Origin of the sequence: Ruegeria sp. A3M17, assembly GCF_003318255.1 — a bacterium.
Lineage (GTDB): Bacteria > Pseudomonadota > Alphaproteobacteria > Rhodobacterales > Rhodobacteraceae > Ruegeria.
Map to the genome: position 1 here is coordinate 32,424 of NZ_QOCF01000023.1, position 16,692 is coordinate 49,115.

Below are 16,692 nucleotides of genomic sequence, written 5' to 3' on the forward strand. Positions count from 1 at the left end.
GCAGCTTCCCCGTGTTTTGCCAGTCTTTTTTCGGTTAACCTACAGGCCATGACATGGGCACATGACAGCGTTTTTCCATTCACTGCCCTGCTGACCAGCGGCGGTGAAGCCACCCACGACGTGTATGTCGGTGGCGACGGTCCTCCTATTTTGATCCTGCAGGAATTGCCCGGGATCGGACCGGAAACGCTGAATCTGGCGCAGCGTCTGAACACAGCCGGGTTTCGTGTCTACCTGCCCCATATGATCGGAACATATGGAAAGGTCACGATGGTCAGAAACGCAGCGCGCCTTTTCTGTGTCCGGCGTGAGTTCAACATGTTTCTCAAGGGTCGCCAAAGCCCTATTGCCCATTGGATGCAAGCGCTGGTCGCCGAGATCAAATCCCGCGACAACGCCACCGGTGTGGGCGTAATTGGCATGTGCGTGACTGGCAGCTTTGCTCTGACCCTGATGGCCGAAGATGCCGTTTTGGGTGGGGTCGCCAGTCAGCCTGCCTTACCGATCTTTGGAGGGGACTGCCTGCACATGAGCCCGCAAGAGGTTGGCAACGCCCGCGCGGGCATGGCACGGAAGGGCCCCGGCCTCGCCATGCGCTACGGCGATGACAAACTGGCCTCAGAAAGGCATATGGGCGCCTTGAAGAATGCTTTCGGTGATCATCTTGAGACGGTGGAATTTGACGGCAACGACCACTCATTGCTGACTTTGGATTTCCATGAACCGGCCTACCAGCGTGTTCCGCACTATTTTCGCACGCGCTTTGCCCAGGCCGAATAGCATACAACCCTTCCCCTTCCCTTACGCATTCGCTATTGCAGGCGCTGACCCGAATTTGTTGACGCAGGACGCATCCAATGGCGATGGAAAAGACATTCAACGCGGCCGAGGCCGAGGCCCGCATCTACAAGGCCTGGGAACAGGCCGGAGCCTTCAAGGCAGGCGCGAACAGATCGCGCGACGAAAGCTTTACCATCATGATCCCGCCGCCCAACGTGACAGGTGCGCTGCACGTGGGCCACGCCTTCAACAACACCCTGCAGGACATCCTGACCCGCTGGCACCGGATGCGCGGCTTCGACACGCTTTGGCAGCCCGGTCAGGACCATGCCGGTATCGCCACCCAGATGCAGGTCGAAAAGATGCTGGCCGCCACCCAACAGCCCAGCCGAAACGAGCTGGGTCGCGAGGCTTTTCTGGACAAGGTCTGGGAATGGAAGGGCGAATACGGCGGCACGATCATCGAGCAGCTGAAACGTCTCGGCTCCTCCTGCGACTGGTCGCGCAATGCCTTCACCATGGCTGGCGCGCCGCGTGATCCGCGGACCGGGCACGAGAACTCGGCCAATTTCCATGACGCGGTCATCAAGGTCTTCGTCGATATGTACGAAAAAGGCCTGATCTATCGCGGCAAGCGGCTGGTTAACTGGGACCCGCATTTTGAGACCGCGATTTCGGACCTCGAGGTCGAGAACATCGAAGTCGCGGGCCACATGTGGAACTTCAAGTATCCGCTGGCCGGTGGTGAAACCTACACCTATATCGAGAAGGATGAAGACGGGAACGTCGTTTTCGAAGAAGAACGCGATTACATTTCGATTGCCACGACCCGCCCCGAAACCATGCTGGGTGACGGCGCGGTTGCGGTTCATCCGTCGGATGAACGGTATGCGCCAATCGTTGGGAAACTCTGCGGAATCCCGATTGGTCCGAAAGAGCAACGCCGTCAGATCCCGATCATCGCCGATGACTACCCCGATCCCGATTTCGGCTCGGGCGCGGTGAAAATCACAGGCGCGCATGACTTTAATGACAACATGGTCGCCAAGCGCGGCGGTATTCCGATGTACCGCCTGATGGACACCAAAGGCGCGATGCGGGCCGATGGTGCGCCCTACGCTGATGAGGCGGGCAAGGCGCAGGAATACGCACGTGGTCGCGCGTTCACCGAGAACGAGATCGACGCGATCAACCTCGTCCCCGATCACCTGCGCGGGCTTGACCGTTTTGAGGCGCGCGCGAAGGTCGTGGAAGAGATCAACAACGATGGTCTGGCCGTCATGACCCGCGCGGATGATCCGCGTCTGGGCTCTGCCGCTCTGAAGCCTGACGCTGAGGGCGCAGATGAGCTGGTGTCGCTGGTCGAGAGCAAACCGATCATGCAGCCCTTCGGCGACCGTTCCAAGGTTGTGATCGAGCCGATGTTCACCGACCAGTGGTTCGTGGACGCCGAAAAGATCGTCGGCCCCGCGCTGGATGCGGTCAAAGACGGCACGGTCAAGATCATCCCTGAGTCAGGCGAAAAGACCTATTACCACTGGCTGGAAAACATCGAACCCTGGTGCATTTCGCGTCAGCTTTGGTGGGGGCACCAGATTCCGGTTTGGTATGGTCTCGATCTGTCTGCGGAAGACTTCATCGATGACGAGAACGACGGAGACCTTGATTTGGTCGAATTGGGTCGTCTGCTGAATGAAGGTGGCATGCTGCACCGTGGCAATGTCATGGAATGCGCAACCAGCTTGGATGCAGTCACCGAGAAGTTCCTGGACGACAACGCCAACATTCCCAGCCCGCTGAGCCACGCAACCGTTGTGGAAGTTGCAGACAAACATGAGGCGATCCATCGGTTTGCTGAAAGTCTCGCACAGTATGCGGTCGAACAAGACCCAACCAAACTGATCTATCCGGTCTGGCGCGACCCCGACGTCCTCGACACCTGGTTCTCCTCCGGCCTCTGGCCGATCGGCACGCTGGGATGGCCCGAACAGACCGAAGAGATGGAGCGCTATTTCCCGACTGATGTGCTCATCACCGGCGCAGATATCCTGTTCTTCTGGGTCGCCCGGATGATGATGATGCAACTGGCCGTGGTAAACGAAATCCCGTTCCATACCGTCTACCTGCATCAGCTCGTCCGCGACGAGAAGGGCAAGAAGATGTCCAAAACCACTGGCAACGTCATCGACCCGCTGGAGATCGTGGACGAATTCGGCGCCGATGCGCTGCGTTTTACCAACGCCTCGATGGCGGCAATTGGCGGCGTGCTGAAGCTATCCCGCGAACGCATCACCGGCTATCGCAACTTCGGCACCAAACTGTGGAATGCCGTCCGCTTTGCCGAGATGAACGAGGTCTTCACCGACGCCGTCCCGCAATTGGATGTGGCCGACCTGAAGCCCAAAGCCGCCGTAAACCGCTGGATTATCGGCGAAACCGCACGTGTGCGGGAAGAGGTCGACGCGGCGCTGGAAAGCTATCGCTTCAACGATGCCGCCAACGGACTTTACGCCTTTGTCTGGGGCAAGGTTTGTGACTGGTATGTCGAGCTTTCCAAGCCATTGCTGCAAGGCGACGATGCCGAGGCGCAGGCCGAAACCCGCGCCACGATGCGCTGGGTTCTGGATCAGTGCATGGTCCTGCTGCACCCGATCATGCCCTTCGTCACCGAAGAGCTGTGGGGGTTGACCGGCGACCGCGCCAAAATGGCCGTCCACGCCGATTGGCCGACTTACGCCGCCGCCGACCTGATCGATGCGGATGCGGATCGTGAGATGAACTGGGTGATCTCAGTGATCGAAAACACCCGCTCGGCCCGTGCGCAGATGCGGGTTCCGGCAGGTCTTTACGTGCCGATGTTGGTGACTGAGATTGACGCCAATGGCCAAGCCGCATGGGACCGCAACGAAGCGCTGATCAAGCGCCTTGCGCGGATCGATAGCCTGACCAAAGCGGATGAGTTGCCCAAGGGTACGATCTCGATTGCCGCCCCCGGTGCGTCCTTCGGCCTGCCGCTGGCGGATATCATCGATATCGGCGCGGAAAAGGAACGGTTGGAGAAAGCCAAAGGCAAGCTGGCCAAGGAATTGGGCGGCCTGCGCGGGCGTCTGAACAACCCGAAATTCGTGGCCTCGGCCCCGGAAGAGGTTGTCGCGGAGGCCAAAGCCAACCTTGCCGCCCGCGAAGAAGAAGAGGCTAAACTGAACGAAGCCCTCGCCCGTTTGGCCGAAATCGCCTGATCTTCATCTTTTCGCAAATACTCAAAATCCAACACCCGCCGCTCACTCGGCGGGTTTTTTTGTGCGATGACGCATTTCACCTTGTTTCTATCCGCTTGCGATTGTTAGCAATCTCTGCAGACAACTCCGAGGAAGTCATGGCGCGTCCTTACCCTCCTGTGCAGACGATTTCGACCGGGCTTGTGGTGGCGGTCGTAGGGTTTTTCAGCTCTTTTCCGATTGTGCTGCAGGGCCTTATTGCAATGGGCGCCTCGGAGGCTGAGGCGGCCTCTGGTTTGATGATGGCCGCGGTTGCAATGGGAGTGACAGCGATTGTGGTCAGCCTTTGGTACCGGCAGCCAATCAGCGTGGCATGGTCAACACCCGGTGCCGCCCTGCTGGCGGTTTCAGCGACCCCATTGGTCGGATTTTCTGATGCAGTTGGTGCATTTCTTTGCGCCGGGGCCCTGACTGTTGTTGCCGGATTGTGGCGTCCGCTTGGACGGCTTGCGGCCGCTATCCCGACAACACTTGCACAGGCCATGCTGGGCGGGGTTTTGCTGCCCTTGTGCATCATTCCGTTTAAAGCGGCAGTTGAGCTGCCCTGGCAAGCGCTGCCGGTCATTCTGACGTGGTTTATCGCCGGGCGGATCAACCGGTTGATCGCGGTTCCTGCCGCGGTGGTTGCCGCGGCAATCGTCGTTGTATTGAACGCAGGTGACGGCTCGGTCCGGCCCGAGCATCTGGTCGCCGCCCCTGTCTGGACCATTCCGACATTCTCGGTCGCATCGGCGATCGGGATCGGCATCCCTCTGTTCATCGTCACCATGGCTACACAAAACATCCCCGGCATCGCCGTCATGCGCAGCTTTGGGTATGCACCAATTGCTGGCAAGCTGTTCTCAGCCGTCGGAGGCGCCAGTATTCTGTCCGCCCCCTTTGGCGCTCCGGCCACGTGCCTTGCCGCAATTACCGCTGCGATGTGTTCGAACGAAGACAGCTACCCGGACCCGAACCAGCGTTACTGGTCTGCGGTTATGGCAGGCCTGTTTTACTGCGTCTTTGGTGTCTTTGCCGTGGCGATCACCGGGTTCGCGGCCCACGCCGACCCATTGCTCATGGGCACTCTGACCGGCATTGCCCTGATCGGTGTGATGGCAAACGCGACCTTTGCAGCATTAGAGGTCCCCGCCGAACGCGAAGCGGCGATTCTGACATTCGCCATCACCGCATCAGGCATCACTGTCTTCGGCCTGGGCGCTGCAGTCTGGGGGTTGGCCGCAGGCGGCATCGCTTATCTGGTTACCAACCGATCCAGGTGACAGCTTTCCCCCGCTGTGCTGGTCGGATACTATGAACCTATGTTGGGATCGCTCGGAAAACTGGTCGAACGCCAGATCAAAAAGGCGCAAGCCGAAGGTCAACTAGAGGGGCTGGAAGGCGAAGGCCAGCCGCTGCCCGACCGTTCGTCCGAGGCTCAGTCCGATCCGGCCATCGCCGCCGGTCATCTGATCATGGCGCAGGCGGGCGTTCTTCCCGAAGAGTTCAGCATCAAGAAAAAACTGGATGCCGCGCGTAAGGCTTATGCTTCGCAGACCGATCCTGATAAACGTATGGCTACAATGAAGCTGATCGCCGAGCTTGAGATGCGATACAATATGGCCCGTGATGCACGACGGGCTTTTATGCGTTAAATGCCGTGTGCAAATGCCCTGCTAGACACGGAAATCGAGTTTCCCGACGGGTCCTTGGCATTCGCGAAACTGTAGCCATCCGCCTTGTGGATCGAACCGAATTTCAGCCCGTGCTGCGCGGCTTGTCTGCAAAACTCGGCAACGTCCACGACATCAAAAACGATTTTGACCGCTGCTTGCCCCTGACGGGCGGCCTTGCTGGCCGGGTGCAACAACAGGCGCAACCCGTCTTCGACAGGGACAAGCTCAACAATCCGGTCCCCTTCCAGTTGGCGCACTGCATATCCAAAATGTGCCTCATAGAAACGCACCATCTTCTCGATATCCTTGGTGTACAGGATCAATCGTGTGACAGGTGCCGAGATCATTTGAACTCTGGCTTGCGACCTTGCAAATTCGCCGCAATGACCTCCATCTGGTCGGGTTTGCCAATCAGTTCGGCTTGCTCTGCGGATTCCTCCAGCAGCACATCAGTGCGCGGCTTGGCTTCGGCGAACTCAATCAGGCGTTTGGCCGCCCGGATAGCCGAAGGGCTTTGGCCAGCGATGTCTTCGGCCAAGGCCAATGCCTCGGTCAGCGGGTCGTCCGACAGCTTGGTGACCAACCCCCAGTCCGCAGCTTGCACAGCACCGATCGGGCGGGCGGAATACGTCAACAGGCGTAAGACGTCCGACCGGACCAGCTTGGGCAGCAGAACCATCCCGCCCATGTCGGGGATCAGGCCCCACTTCATCTCCATCACGGCGAGTTTAGCCTCGGGATGTGCTATCCGGATGTCAGCGCCCAGCGCAAGTTGCAGACCGCCGCCATAGGCAGCCCCCTGAATGGCACAAATGACGGGAACGGGTACGCGCTGCCAAACCAAGGCAACCTCCTGCACCTCATTGGCGTCTTTGTGGCTGCGGGCCATCAACCATTCGGTCGGGTCCGTTTGCGCCATGCTCGCAAAGCTGGCCATGTCCAGTCCCGCGCAAAAGCTTTTGCCTTCACCTGACAGCACTACCGCGCGCGCATCCGAAGCTGCCACCTCCTGCCCCGCAGAAATGATGACCTTTATCATCGCATCATCCAGAGCATTCATCTTATCGCCACGCGTCAGAGTTACGTGCGCGATGTGATTTTTGTATTCGACGGATACGCGTGACATCTCAGGCCTCTCAATTCCGGTTAGGGGTACAATGCCCCGATGGATCAGGCAGTTCCACCTCAACGTTAGGGCAGATTTGACGCAGGCATGCGCCCGAACCAAGGCGAATCCAATGTCATGACGTAGAAATGTCCCCCGACCACCTTGCCACCCGTGGTTATGCCCAGCCGACCGCCGGGGTCTTGCAAGGTCTGCAGGATGTTCCCGTCGCCATCAAATTGCACCATCATTCCGCGATTGATCGGCGCAGGCCGCACCATCGGTCCCAGCCGCCAGATCATCTTTCGCAGGAAAGGGTATGGCATCAGCGCCTCACTTGGCACACGCGGGCTGGCAAAAGCCATCCAAAAGGTGCCATCGCCCTGTGCCTCGATGTTATCGGGATAGCCGGGTAAATTGTCCATCAGCACCTCTTTCTGCCCTGCCTTCGGGCCTGTTAGCCAAAGCTTGTGCACCCGTGCACGTCCGGTCTCGGCGATCAGCAGAAAATCCTCATCCGGCGACAACGCGACGCCGTTCGTATAGACAAAACCTTCGGCCAGTTTCTCGGTCGTGCCATCGGTCGCGTGGCGGGCAACATAACCGGTGTCCGATTGCTCCCAGATGGTCAGAACCGAGGTCGGTTTGGTCCCGCCCATCGTTTCGGGATCGAACCGATCGGACGAGTTTGAGAAATAGATCGTTCCATCCTTCGCCACGTCCAATTGATTTGCATAGATCACCGGCGCGCCATTTATCTCGGACACGACAGGCTGCAGCTTACCAGGGCCGGTCCATCGCATGATGCCTCGAAAACTGTCGGCGATATAAAGCGCCCCATCCGGACCGACCGTCAGCCCCAAGGGCCGACCGCCGAGATCGTCTACTTTTACCGTGACCTCCCCGTCTATCCGGTACAGAGCCCCGGATAAGCTGGTCGTGTACACGGACCCGTCGGGCATGACGGCAATGTCTTCGGGGCCTTTCTCACTGTCAGGCAACGAGATCAGCTCCAGCTGGTCCAACGCATTGTTCTCCGCAAAGTCACCAGTGAAACCCGGTGCTTCGGGTGGGGTCCATGCCACCGGTTGAACCGGGACCGGCCAGAAAACCAGGTAAGCGAGACCGACAATCAATAGGCCCAAAACAATGCGCATGCGCGCTCCTCCCTTTTTTCTTTACGCGAACAATGCGGAGCGGCATCCTGCAACGCAAGCTTGCCTGTCGTATGACCTTACGTTTATCTGCCCCCATGACAGAACCACGCTACACCCCGCTTGCCCAATCCCTGCCTGCAACCGTGCCTTTTGTCGGCCCCGAAACGCAGGAGCGCCAGCGCGGCGCGCCATTTGTGGCGCGGTTGGGCGCAAATGAAAGCGTGTTTGGACCCTCACCGCGCGCCATCGCGGTAATGGCAGATACGGGGATTTGGATGTATGGCGATCCGGAAAACCACGATCTGCGCGCTGCATTGGCAGAGCATCATGAGGTGAAGCTGGAAAACATCGTAGTTGGCGAAGGCATCGACGGGCTGTTGGGTTACCTGGTGCGGCTACTGGTCGGATCCGGAGACGCGGTTGTCACCTCAGATGGGGCATACCCGACTTTCAACTACCATGTGGCGGGGTTCGGCGGAACGCTCCACAAGGTACCGTATCGCGACGACCATGAGGACCCGGCGGCGCTGTTTGCCAAGGCAGGTGAGATGGACGCCAAGCTGGTTTATCTGGCCAACCCTGACAACCCGATGGGCAGTTGGAATTCCGGTGCGGATATCGTGGCTGCGTTGGACGATCTACCCGACGGGTGCTTGCTTGTATTGGACGAGGCCTATGTGGAATGTGCGCCTGAAGGCACCGCCGCCCAAGTGGCAGCAGACGATCCTCGGGTGATCCGGATGCGGACTTTTTCCAAGGTGTACGGCATGGCGGGCGCGCGGGTTGGCTATGCCATCGGCGCACCCGGCCTGATTTCAGCCTTCAACAAGGTGCGCAACCATTTTGGGATGAACCGAGCTGCACAAGCCGGTGCGCTGGCTGCATTAAAGGATTCTGATTGGCTGGATCACATTCAGGCCAGAATTGCCGAAGCACGCGACCGGATCGGCCGGATTGCCCGAGAGAACGGGTTGATGCCCCTGCCCTCTGCCACCAATTTCGTAGCCATTGATTGCGGGCAGGATGGGACCTTTGCCAAGGCGGTTCTGGACTCGTTGGTTGCGCAGGGCATTTTCGTGCGTATGCCCTTTGCCGCCCCGCAAAATCGGTGCATCCGCGTCAGCTGCGGTGAAGCAGCTGATTTGGATGCCTTTGCCGCTGCGTTGCCAAATGCGCTTGCCGAGGCGCGGCGTTAGGCCGTAGACGCAAGCACCGCAGCCGCAGCTTCTAACGCGCCTTTACCGCGAGGGATATCTAGTCCGGCCATGGCTGTTTCCACGCCGCCCAACATCGCCATGACCATCTGGCCGTTGACGTGACCCATGTGGCCAAGGCGGAAGCATCCGTCCCAGTCGTCCATCCCCAGACCAATACCAAGGGTCAACCCCAGTTGGTTTTCAGTGAACTTGCGCAATGGCGTGCCGCGTCCCTCGGTCAGTCGCAAGGCGGTGACAGCGTGGCTGCGATGTTGACGATCCGCAACATTCAGATGCAACGCGTCACCTTGCGCCCAGGTTTCACATGCTTCCCAGATGGCCGTGGCTAGCCTCTCGTGCCGCGCCCAAACCTGTTCCATCCCCTCGGCATGGATCATGTCTAAGGCTGCGCGCAAACCGTAGAGGTGATGGGTCGGTGCGGTGCCGTTGAAATACTGATAGAACAGCTCGGGGTTGGATCGTGGCTGCCAGTCCCAATACTGCGAAACACGTGGCATAGCGGCCCGTTTGGCCTGTGCTTTGTCATTGAAAAACACGAACCCTGTTCCTGCGGGTGTCATCAGCCCCTTTTGGCAAGCCGTAACCGTAACATCGACGCCCCAGGCATCCATTTCGAACCGGTCACACCCCATCGAGGCAATGCAATCCGCCATCAAAAGCGCCGGGTGCCCCAGATCGTCCAACAAGGCGCGTAGAGCTGGAATGTCGTTCCGGATTGAACTTGAGGTATCCACATGAACGGCCAGTACCGCCTTGATCTTGTGGGCCTTGTCGCCACGCAACGCCTCGGCAATACGGTCGAAATCCCATGCCGAGGACGGGCCGAAGTCGATCAATTGAACCTTGGCGCCGATACCCTCGGCCATCTCGGCCCAGCCATGGGTAAATCGGCCAGATGCGGGGGCTAGAACCGTTTCACCGGGTGCGATGACGTTGGACAGCGCGGCTTCCCACGTTCCATGGCCGTTAGAGATATAGATAGCAACATTATGCTCGGTCCGCGCCACGCGACACAGATCGTTGGTCAGCGACGGCATCATCTCGATCAGCTCGCCCTCGTAGATATTCGGTGACGGGCGGTGCATGGCTTGCAACACCGCGTCTGGAATGACCGAAGGTCCTGGAATCGCCAGATATTCGCGCCCTTGCGCCAGGGAAATGGAGTTTGTCATGGGATCAACCTGTATGAATTGACGCCCACCCTAGCGCAGCTTTAAGCGGCGTCAATCCATCAGCTTGGAGGCCGCGCGCGCAAGGTTTTCGATACCGGCCCAATCCCCATCAATGACCATTTTTTTCGGCGCAACCCAGCTTCCGCCCGCGCAAACCACATTGGACAAGGACAAGTAGTCTTTTGCATTTTCGGGGGACACACCACCGGTCGGGCAAAACTTGATTTGCGGCAACGGCGCGCCGATCGCCTTCAACGCCGGTGCACCACCCGATGCCTCGGCCGGGAAGAACTTGAGCATGTCATAGCCCTTTTCCAAAAGACGCATCGCCTCGCTGGCCGTAGCGGCACCTGGCAACAAGGGCAGACCCTCGGCCTCGCAGGCCGCGATCAACTCGTCGGTGGCACCGGGCGAGACGCCAAATTGCGCGCCTGCTTCTTTCGCGGCGCGCACATCTTCGGGCGTGACCAAAGTTCCTGCGCCGACGACGCCGCCCGGCACGTCTGCCATCGCGCGGATCGCATCCAGCGCGGCGGGGGTGCGCAGAGTCACCTCAAGCGCGGGCAGGCCACCTGCGACAAGCGCCTCGGCCAATGGGCGCGCCTGAGCCGCGTCATCGACGACAAGGACAGGAACAATGGGCGCAAGTGCGCAGATTTCACGCGTGCGTTGGGTTTTGGACATGGGTCAAGCTCCGAAAATACTGGCGCCGGTGTCTGCTGATCCGACATTTTGGCGGAAGGTAGCGAAAAGGTCGCGCCCCACGCCATGTTGGTTGGCCGAGAGGTCGGCGGTGGCAGGCGCACGGTCCAGAACCCCGGGGGTCAAAATCTCCAACTCACCCTTCACCGCATCGACGCGCAAGATGTCGCCATCCTGCATGTAAGCGATCGGCCCGCCATCCAGCGCCTCGGGGCAGACATGGATCGCCGCGGGGACTTTGCCGGACGCGCCGGACATACGACCATCGGTTACAAGCGCTACCTTTTGCCCACGGCCCTGCAAGATCGACAGGATCGGCGTCAGCGAGTGTAGCTCGGGCATGCCATTTGCTTTGGGTCCCTGGAACCGGACAACAACGATGACGTCTCCAGTGAACTCTCCGGCCTTGAACGCGGCTTTTGCTTCGCCCTGATCATGGAACACGCGTACAGGCGCTTCGACAACCTGATGTTCCGGGGCGACGGCCGAAACCTTCATCACGCCGGTGCCCAAATTGCCAGTCAGGCGCGACAACCCACCAGTGGGTTGGAACGGGTCTTTCGCCGGGCGGACGATTTTTTCGTTCAGGCTGTGGCCAGCCCCGTCTTCCCAAACCAGCTCACCGTTCTTCAGCTTCGGTTCTTTGGTGTAATTCTGCAGACCCTGCCCCGCGACGGTCAGAGTGTCAGGGTGCAGCAGCCCGTCTTCCAGAAGCGTTCCAATGCAGTACCCAAGACCACCCGCTGCATGGAAGTGGTTCACGTCTGCCAGACCGTTCGGATAAACCCGCGCAACCAGAGGAACCACGGCGGATATGTCAGAAAAATCCTGCCAATCCAGTATGATACCACCTGCGCGCGCCATTGCGATCAGATGGATTAGCAGGTTGGTCGACCCACCCGTGGCCATCAGACCCACGATGCCGTTCACAAACGCCCGCTCATCCAAAACCTGATAGGCCGGCGTGTAGTGATTGCCCAGCGCGCTCAGCGACAGGGCGCGGCGCGCGCCTTCCTCGGTCAGCGCGTCACGCAAGGGCGTGTTGGGGTTTACAAAGCTTGACCCTGGCAGGTGCAGACCCATGAACTCCATCAGCATCTGATTGGTGTTCGCGGTACCATAGAAAGTGCAGGTGCCCGGTCCGTGATAGGCGGCCATTTCAGCGGCCATAAGCTCTTCGCGGCCGATCTCTCCGGCGGCGAATTTCTGGCGAATCTTGGCCTTTTCATCGTTGGGCAGACCACTGGTCATCGGCCCGGCCGGCAGAAAGACAGCGGGCAGATGACCGAACGCCTGTGCACCGATAATCAAACCGGGGACGATCTTGTCACAGACGCCCAAGAAAACGGCGGCATCGTAGGTGTTGTGGCTCAGCGCCACTCCGGTCGCCAGGGCAATCACGTCACGCGAAAACAGAGACAACTCCATCCCCGCCTCACCTTGGGTGACCCCGTCACACATGGCTGGCACGCCACCCGCAACTTGTGCAGTGCCACCTGCGGCTCGGATCGCATCGCGGATCAGGCCGGGATAACGCTCGAACGGCTGGTGGGCGGAAAGCATGTCGTTATAAGCGGTGACGATGCCCAGATTACCGGCCGTATCAGTGGCCATCGCTTGCTGATCCTCACCCGCGCCGGCATAGGCGTGGGCTTGACCGCTGCAAGACAAATGCGCGCGCGCAGGTCCCTTGGATCGGGCATGTTCCATACGCTCAATATGCGGGCCGCGCAGTTCGGCGCTGCGGTCGATGATGCGTTGAGTGACGTCGGTGATGACTGAATGTACCATGATTACCCTCCGATCTGACGCCAGCGGCGCCCATCGCGATGCATCAGCATCAGTGCTTCTTCTGGGCCGGAACTGCCCTGATCATATTTCGCGGGGCGATCTCCACGCTCTTCCCAACTGTGAATAATGGGATCAACCCAGGCCCAGGCGGCTTCGGCTTCGTCGCCGCGCATGAAAAGGGTTTGGTCGCCGCGAATGACATCCATTACCAGACGTTCATAGGCGTCCGGCGATTGTGCCTCGTCCCCAAGCGCCTCGGCAAAACTCATATCCAGCGCAACATCTGACAGGCGGAACCCGCCCTGCCCCGGTTCTTTGATCGTTGTACGCAGGGTAATACCTTCGTCTGGCTGCAGGCGGATCACCAGCACGTTGCCGTGCAGCGGGCCGACATTGGGGAAGATCGTATGCGGTGGATCCCGGAAAAACACCGCGATTTCGGATTCCCGCGCCCGCAGGCGTTTGCCTGTTCGCAGATAGAACGGCACACCCGCCCAGCGCCAATTGCCGATATGGGCCTTAAGAGCGATGTAGCTTTCGGTGCGGCTCGCGGGGTTTCCCACATGATCCAAGTAACCGTCGCCGCCCTTGCTCGAACGATATTGACCGCGTGCGATGTCAGACGGCGCAACGGGCTCCAGTGCCTCGATCACCTTGACCTTCTCGTCACGCACGGCGTTGGGCGAAAATTTGGACGGAGGTTCCATCGCAGTCAGACACAGAAGCTGAACAAGGTGGTTCTGCACCATGTCCCGCATTGCACCGGACTGATCGTAATAGGCTCCGCGCCCTTCGACGCCAACAGTCTCGGCCACGGTGATCTGAACATGATCGACATGTGTCGCGTTCCAGAGAGGTTCGAACAGGGAATTGGCAAAACGCAGCGCCATCAAGTTCTGCACCGTTTCCTTTCCCAAATAGTGGTCGATCCTATATATCTGATGCTCTTCAAAGCAGGCTCGCAGCCCGGAATTCAGCGCCTTGGCCGAGGCGAGGTCGTGGCCAAAGGGTTTTTCGACCACGATACGGCTGTCGGGCGTTGCCATGCCATAATCGCTCAGCCGTTTTGCGATACCCGAGAAAAGGCTGGGGCCAACTGACAGGTAGAAAGCGCGTACAACGTCAGGACGCAAGGTATTGGCAAGCTCATTCCAGCCGGAGTCTCCCAGTGCGTCAACGGGAACATACTCAACATGGCTTAGAAACTGATCCAGAACCTCCTTTTTGAACGCAGGGGCAAATTCTTTCATCGAGGCGCGTATTTGGTCCCGGAACCCGTCGCTGTCCATGTCGGACCGCGCCGTGCCGATGATCTTTGCGCCTTCGGGCATCTGGCCAACTTCGAACCGATGATAGAGCCCGGGTAAGATCTTGCGCTGCGCCAGATCACCGGTCGCGCCGAATAGCACCAGATCGAACGGGTCTACCGGGATTACGCGTGAAACCATCTATGGGCTCCTTCAAATCTGCTGGCATCACTTAGGCGCAGTTATCACTGGTCCTTGTGATGCAAACATTGTTACCGCTAACATTCAGGCACTGAATAGGGAAGCGCAACTGGAAAATCAACCCTGATTCCGCAACCACTCCATTACCGAGGATCGAACCGATTGGTCTCCACGATGGCGGGCATCGGCGATGATCTTACGCAGTGACTGCAGATCGGCGCGCAACAGCACGCTTTTGACCGGGCCTATCGACGCCGGGCGCATTGACAAGGTCCGAATACCCATGGCTGCCAGACAAAGCGCCTCAACCGGTCGCCCGGCATCCTCGCCACAGAAAGACAACGGCGTGTTCGAGATATTGCAGCGTTCGACAATCCGTTCGATGAAGGTCAGGAAACTGACATTCAGCGTGTCATAGCGTCGGCGCACCAGCTCGTTTTCGCGGTCAGCGGCAAAAAAGAACTGTTTCAGGTCGTTGCCCCCGATCGAGACGAAATCGACCTCGTCAAAGAACTTCTGCGGGGCAAAGGCGAGAGACGGCGTTTCCAGCATTGCGCCAACCTCGATCGATTCTGGCAGCACATGACCAAGGCGCTTTTCGCGTTCGATGGTCTTGTTCACTTCCCAACGTGCCTCACGGTATTCTTCGGCCTGCGCCACAAACGGGAACATGATTGTCAAAGGCCGCCCATTGGCTGCACGCATCAACGCCTGCAACTGCATCCGCATCACGCCGCGTTTGTCCAGACCAACGCGAATAGCCCGCCAGCCCAGTGCGGGGTTGGGCTCTTCTACATGTTTCATATAGGGCAAAACTTTATCCGACCCGATATCCAGTGTGCGGAACACCACGCGCATGTCGCCAGCAGCATCCATGACGCGCTGATATTGTGTCACAAGCTCGGACCGCTTGGGCATCTGGTTGCGGATCAGGAACTGAAGCTCGGTGCGGAACAGGCCCACACCCTCGGCCCCGGAATTGCCCAGCGACGGCAGATCCGCCATCAGGCCCGCGTTCATAACCAGATTGATCCGTTCACCATCGCGCGTCACTGTCGGAGTATCGCGGATCGAGGCATAGCGTTCCTGAGCTTTGGCCTGCATGGCGATTTTATCGCGAAACGCGGAGACAACTGTATCTTCCGGACGCAGTTGGACCATGCCCTGATCGCCATCAACCAGAATATGATCTCCGTTCAATGCCTCGGTCGTGATGTGCCCAACGTGAACCACCAGTGGAATTGCCAGGGCGCGAGCCACAATCGTGGCGTGGCTACCGACCGAGCCTTCCTCAAGAACGATCCCTTTCAACGAGCGACCATATTCCAACAGATCCCCAGGCCCGATATTTCGGGCAACCAGGATCGGATCGGGTGGCAAGTCGGCCCCGTTGGTGCCCCCCTGCCCGGTCAGGATACGCAGCAGCCGGTTGCTGAGGTCATCCAGATCTGCCAGCCGTTCACGCAGATAGGGGTCGGTGACCTGCCCCATGCGCGCCCGTGCCTGTGATTGCTCTTTCTCAACCGCCGCTTCGGCGCTAAGCCCCAGGGCAATATCCTCCTCCATCCGGCGCATCCAGCCTTTGGAATTGGCGAACATCCGATAGGCTTCCAGAACCTGCAATTGTTCCTTGTCACCGCCCTGCGAAATCTCAAGCATCTTGTCGACGCCCACGCGCAGCTCATCCACGGCCTCGTTCAGACGTTCACGTTCGCGGTGGGGATCGTCGGCAATCGGGTTGGTGACGACAACACGGGGTTCATGCAACCAAACATGCCCTTCGGCAGATCCTTCCTGTGCCGGCCCCCCCTCAAATTGCACCGATTGCTGGTGACGGGGTGAAAGCGCTGCGCCCTCGCCGACAAAGGCACCAAGCTCGGTCATCTCGGCCAGAACCATGGCGACCACTTCCAACGCATAGACCTCGTCAGCAGAATACACGCGCGCATCACGGGATTGCACGACCAGTACGCCCAGCTTTTCACCCAAACGCTGGATCGGCACCCCAATGAAGGACGAGAACCTCTCTTCGCCGGTTTCCGGCATGTACCGAAACCCTTTGGTCGAAGGCGCGTCGGCGGTGTTCACGACCTTGCCGGATTGCGCGACATGACCCACAAGGCCTTCACCCAACCGCATGCGTGTTTTGTGAACCGCCTCTGGCGACAATCCCTCGGTCGCGCAAAGCTCAAGGGTGTCGGCATCTCGGAACAGATAGATCGAGCACACCTCGGCCCGAATACTATCGGCAATCAGATGCGTGATCCGGTCAAGACGTTCCTGACCGGCGGCTTCGCTCGCCATCTCTTCGCGCAGCCGCCCCAGCAGCTTGCGGGATTCAGTTTCGGTGCCTTCCGCCATATCCCACCCAAATTACGGAATCAGGC

Annotated in this window: 13 protein-coding genes; 5 read left to right on the plus strand and 8 right to left on the minus strand. The window is 59.2% G+C overall.

Features of this window, described 5'->3' with window-relative positions; all coding sequences use genetic code 11:
• Window positions 1–48: 48 nt before the first annotated feature.
• The 4 genes from DS906_RS12640 to DS906_RS12655 all read left to right on the plus strand — a co-directional run bounded on the left by DS906_RS12640 (window position 49) and on the right by DS906_RS12655 (window position 5,692).
• Window positions 49–780, plus strand: coding sequence for a dienelactone hydrolase family protein (locus tag DS906_RS12640; RefSeq protein WP_113790516.1), 732 nt, complete (start codon window positions 49–51; stop codon window positions 778–780).
• A gap of 77 nt (window positions 781–857) precedes the next feature.
• Window positions 858–4,019 (plus strand): valine--tRNA ligase, encoded by a 3,162-nt coding sequence (locus DS906_RS12645; protein ID WP_113790517.1) that lies wholly within the window; start codon window positions 858–860, stop codon window positions 4,017–4,019.
• A 137-nt stretch (window positions 4,020–4,156) separates the two neighbouring features.
• Entirely contained in the window at window positions 4,157–5,320 is a 1,164-nt protein-coding gene (locus tag DS906_RS12650) for a benzoate/H(+) symporter BenE family transporter (protein ID WP_199528564.1), read from the plus strand.
• A 39-nt stretch (window positions 5,321–5,359) separates the two neighbouring features.
• Window positions 5,360–5,692 (plus strand): DUF1992 domain-containing protein, encoded by a 333-nt coding sequence (locus DS906_RS12655; protein WP_113790518.1) that lies wholly within the window; start codon window positions 5,360–5,362, stop codon window positions 5,690–5,692.
• Here DS906_RS12655 and DS906_RS12660 read toward each other — a convergent pair.
• From DS906_RS12660 to DS906_RS12670, 3 genes are all read right to left on the minus strand, one after another.
• Window positions 5,689–6,060 carry a VOC family protein gene (locus DS906_RS12660; protein WP_113790519.1) on the minus strand — a complete coding sequence of 124 codons (372 nt, stop codon included), beginning with the start codon at window positions 6,058–6,060 and terminating at the stop codon, window positions 5,689–5,691. The genes DS906_RS12655 and DS906_RS12660 overlap by 4 nt on opposite strands.
• Complete coding sequence (locus DS906_RS12665) at window positions 6,057–6,839, minus strand: crotonase/enoyl-CoA hydratase family protein (protein ID WP_113790520.1); 783 nt, start codon at window positions 6,837–6,839, stop codon at window positions 6,057–6,059. Before DS906_RS12665 ends, DS906_RS12660 begins: the two co-directional genes overlap by 4 nt.
• Window positions 6,840–6,904: 65 nt before the next feature.
• Window positions 6,905–7,975: an SMP-30/gluconolactonase/LRE family protein gene (locus tag DS906_RS12670; protein WP_113790521.1), complete on the minus strand. Its 1,071-nt coding sequence runs from the start codon at window positions 7,973–7,975 to the stop codon at window positions 6,905–6,907.
• Window positions 7,976–8,070: 95 nt separating this feature from the next.
• Here DS906_RS12670 and DS906_RS12675 point away from each other — a divergent pair, with 95 nt between their 5' ends.
• Window positions 8,071–9,171, plus strand: a complete 1,101-nt coding sequence (locus DS906_RS12675) for a pyridoxal phosphate-dependent aminotransferase (RefSeq protein WP_113790572.1) — start codon at window positions 8,071–8,073, stop codon at window positions 9,169–9,171.
• On the opposite strand, the gene DS906_RS12680 is transcribed toward DS906_RS12675, so the two are convergent.
• From DS906_RS12680 to ptsP, 5 genes are all read right to left on the minus strand, one after another.
• A complete protein-coding gene (locus DS906_RS12680; RefSeq protein ID WP_113790522.1) occupies window positions 9,168–10,364 on the minus strand; it encodes an alanine--glyoxylate aminotransferase family protein in 1,197 nt (398 codons plus the stop codon). The two genes, DS906_RS12675 and DS906_RS12680, sit on opposite strands and share 4 nt — an antisense overlap.
• A gap of 51 nt (window positions 10,365–10,415) precedes the next feature.
• A complete protein-coding gene (locus DS906_RS12685) occupies window positions 10,416–11,048 on the minus strand; it encodes a bifunctional 4-hydroxy-2-oxoglutarate aldolase/2-dehydro-3-deoxy-phosphogluconate aldolase (RefSeq protein WP_113790523.1) in 633 nt (210 codons plus the stop codon).
• A 3-nt stretch (window positions 11,049–11,051) separates the two neighbouring features.
• The gene (edd, locus tag DS906_RS12690; RefSeq protein WP_233494778.1) at window positions 11,052–12,857 is read right to left on the minus strand and encodes a phosphogluconate dehydratase; all 1,806 of its coding nucleotides are present in this window, start codon (window positions 12,855–12,857) and stop codon (window positions 11,052–11,054) included.
• Window positions 12,858–12,859: 2 nt separating this feature from the next.
• Window positions 12,860–14,305 carry a glucose-6-phosphate dehydrogenase gene (gene zwf, locus DS906_RS12695; protein ID WP_113790525.1) on the minus strand — a complete coding sequence of 482 codons (1,446 nt, stop codon included), beginning with the start codon at window positions 14,303–14,305 and terminating at the stop codon, window positions 12,860–12,862.
• 117 nt (window positions 14,306–14,422) lie between these two features.
• Window positions 14,423–16,666: a phosphoenolpyruvate--protein phosphotransferase gene (gene ptsP / locus DS906_RS12700; protein ID WP_113790526.1), complete on the minus strand. Its 2,244-nt coding sequence runs from the start codon at window positions 16,664–16,666 to the stop codon at window positions 14,423–14,425.
• Window positions 16,667–16,692 lie beyond the last annotated feature (26 nt).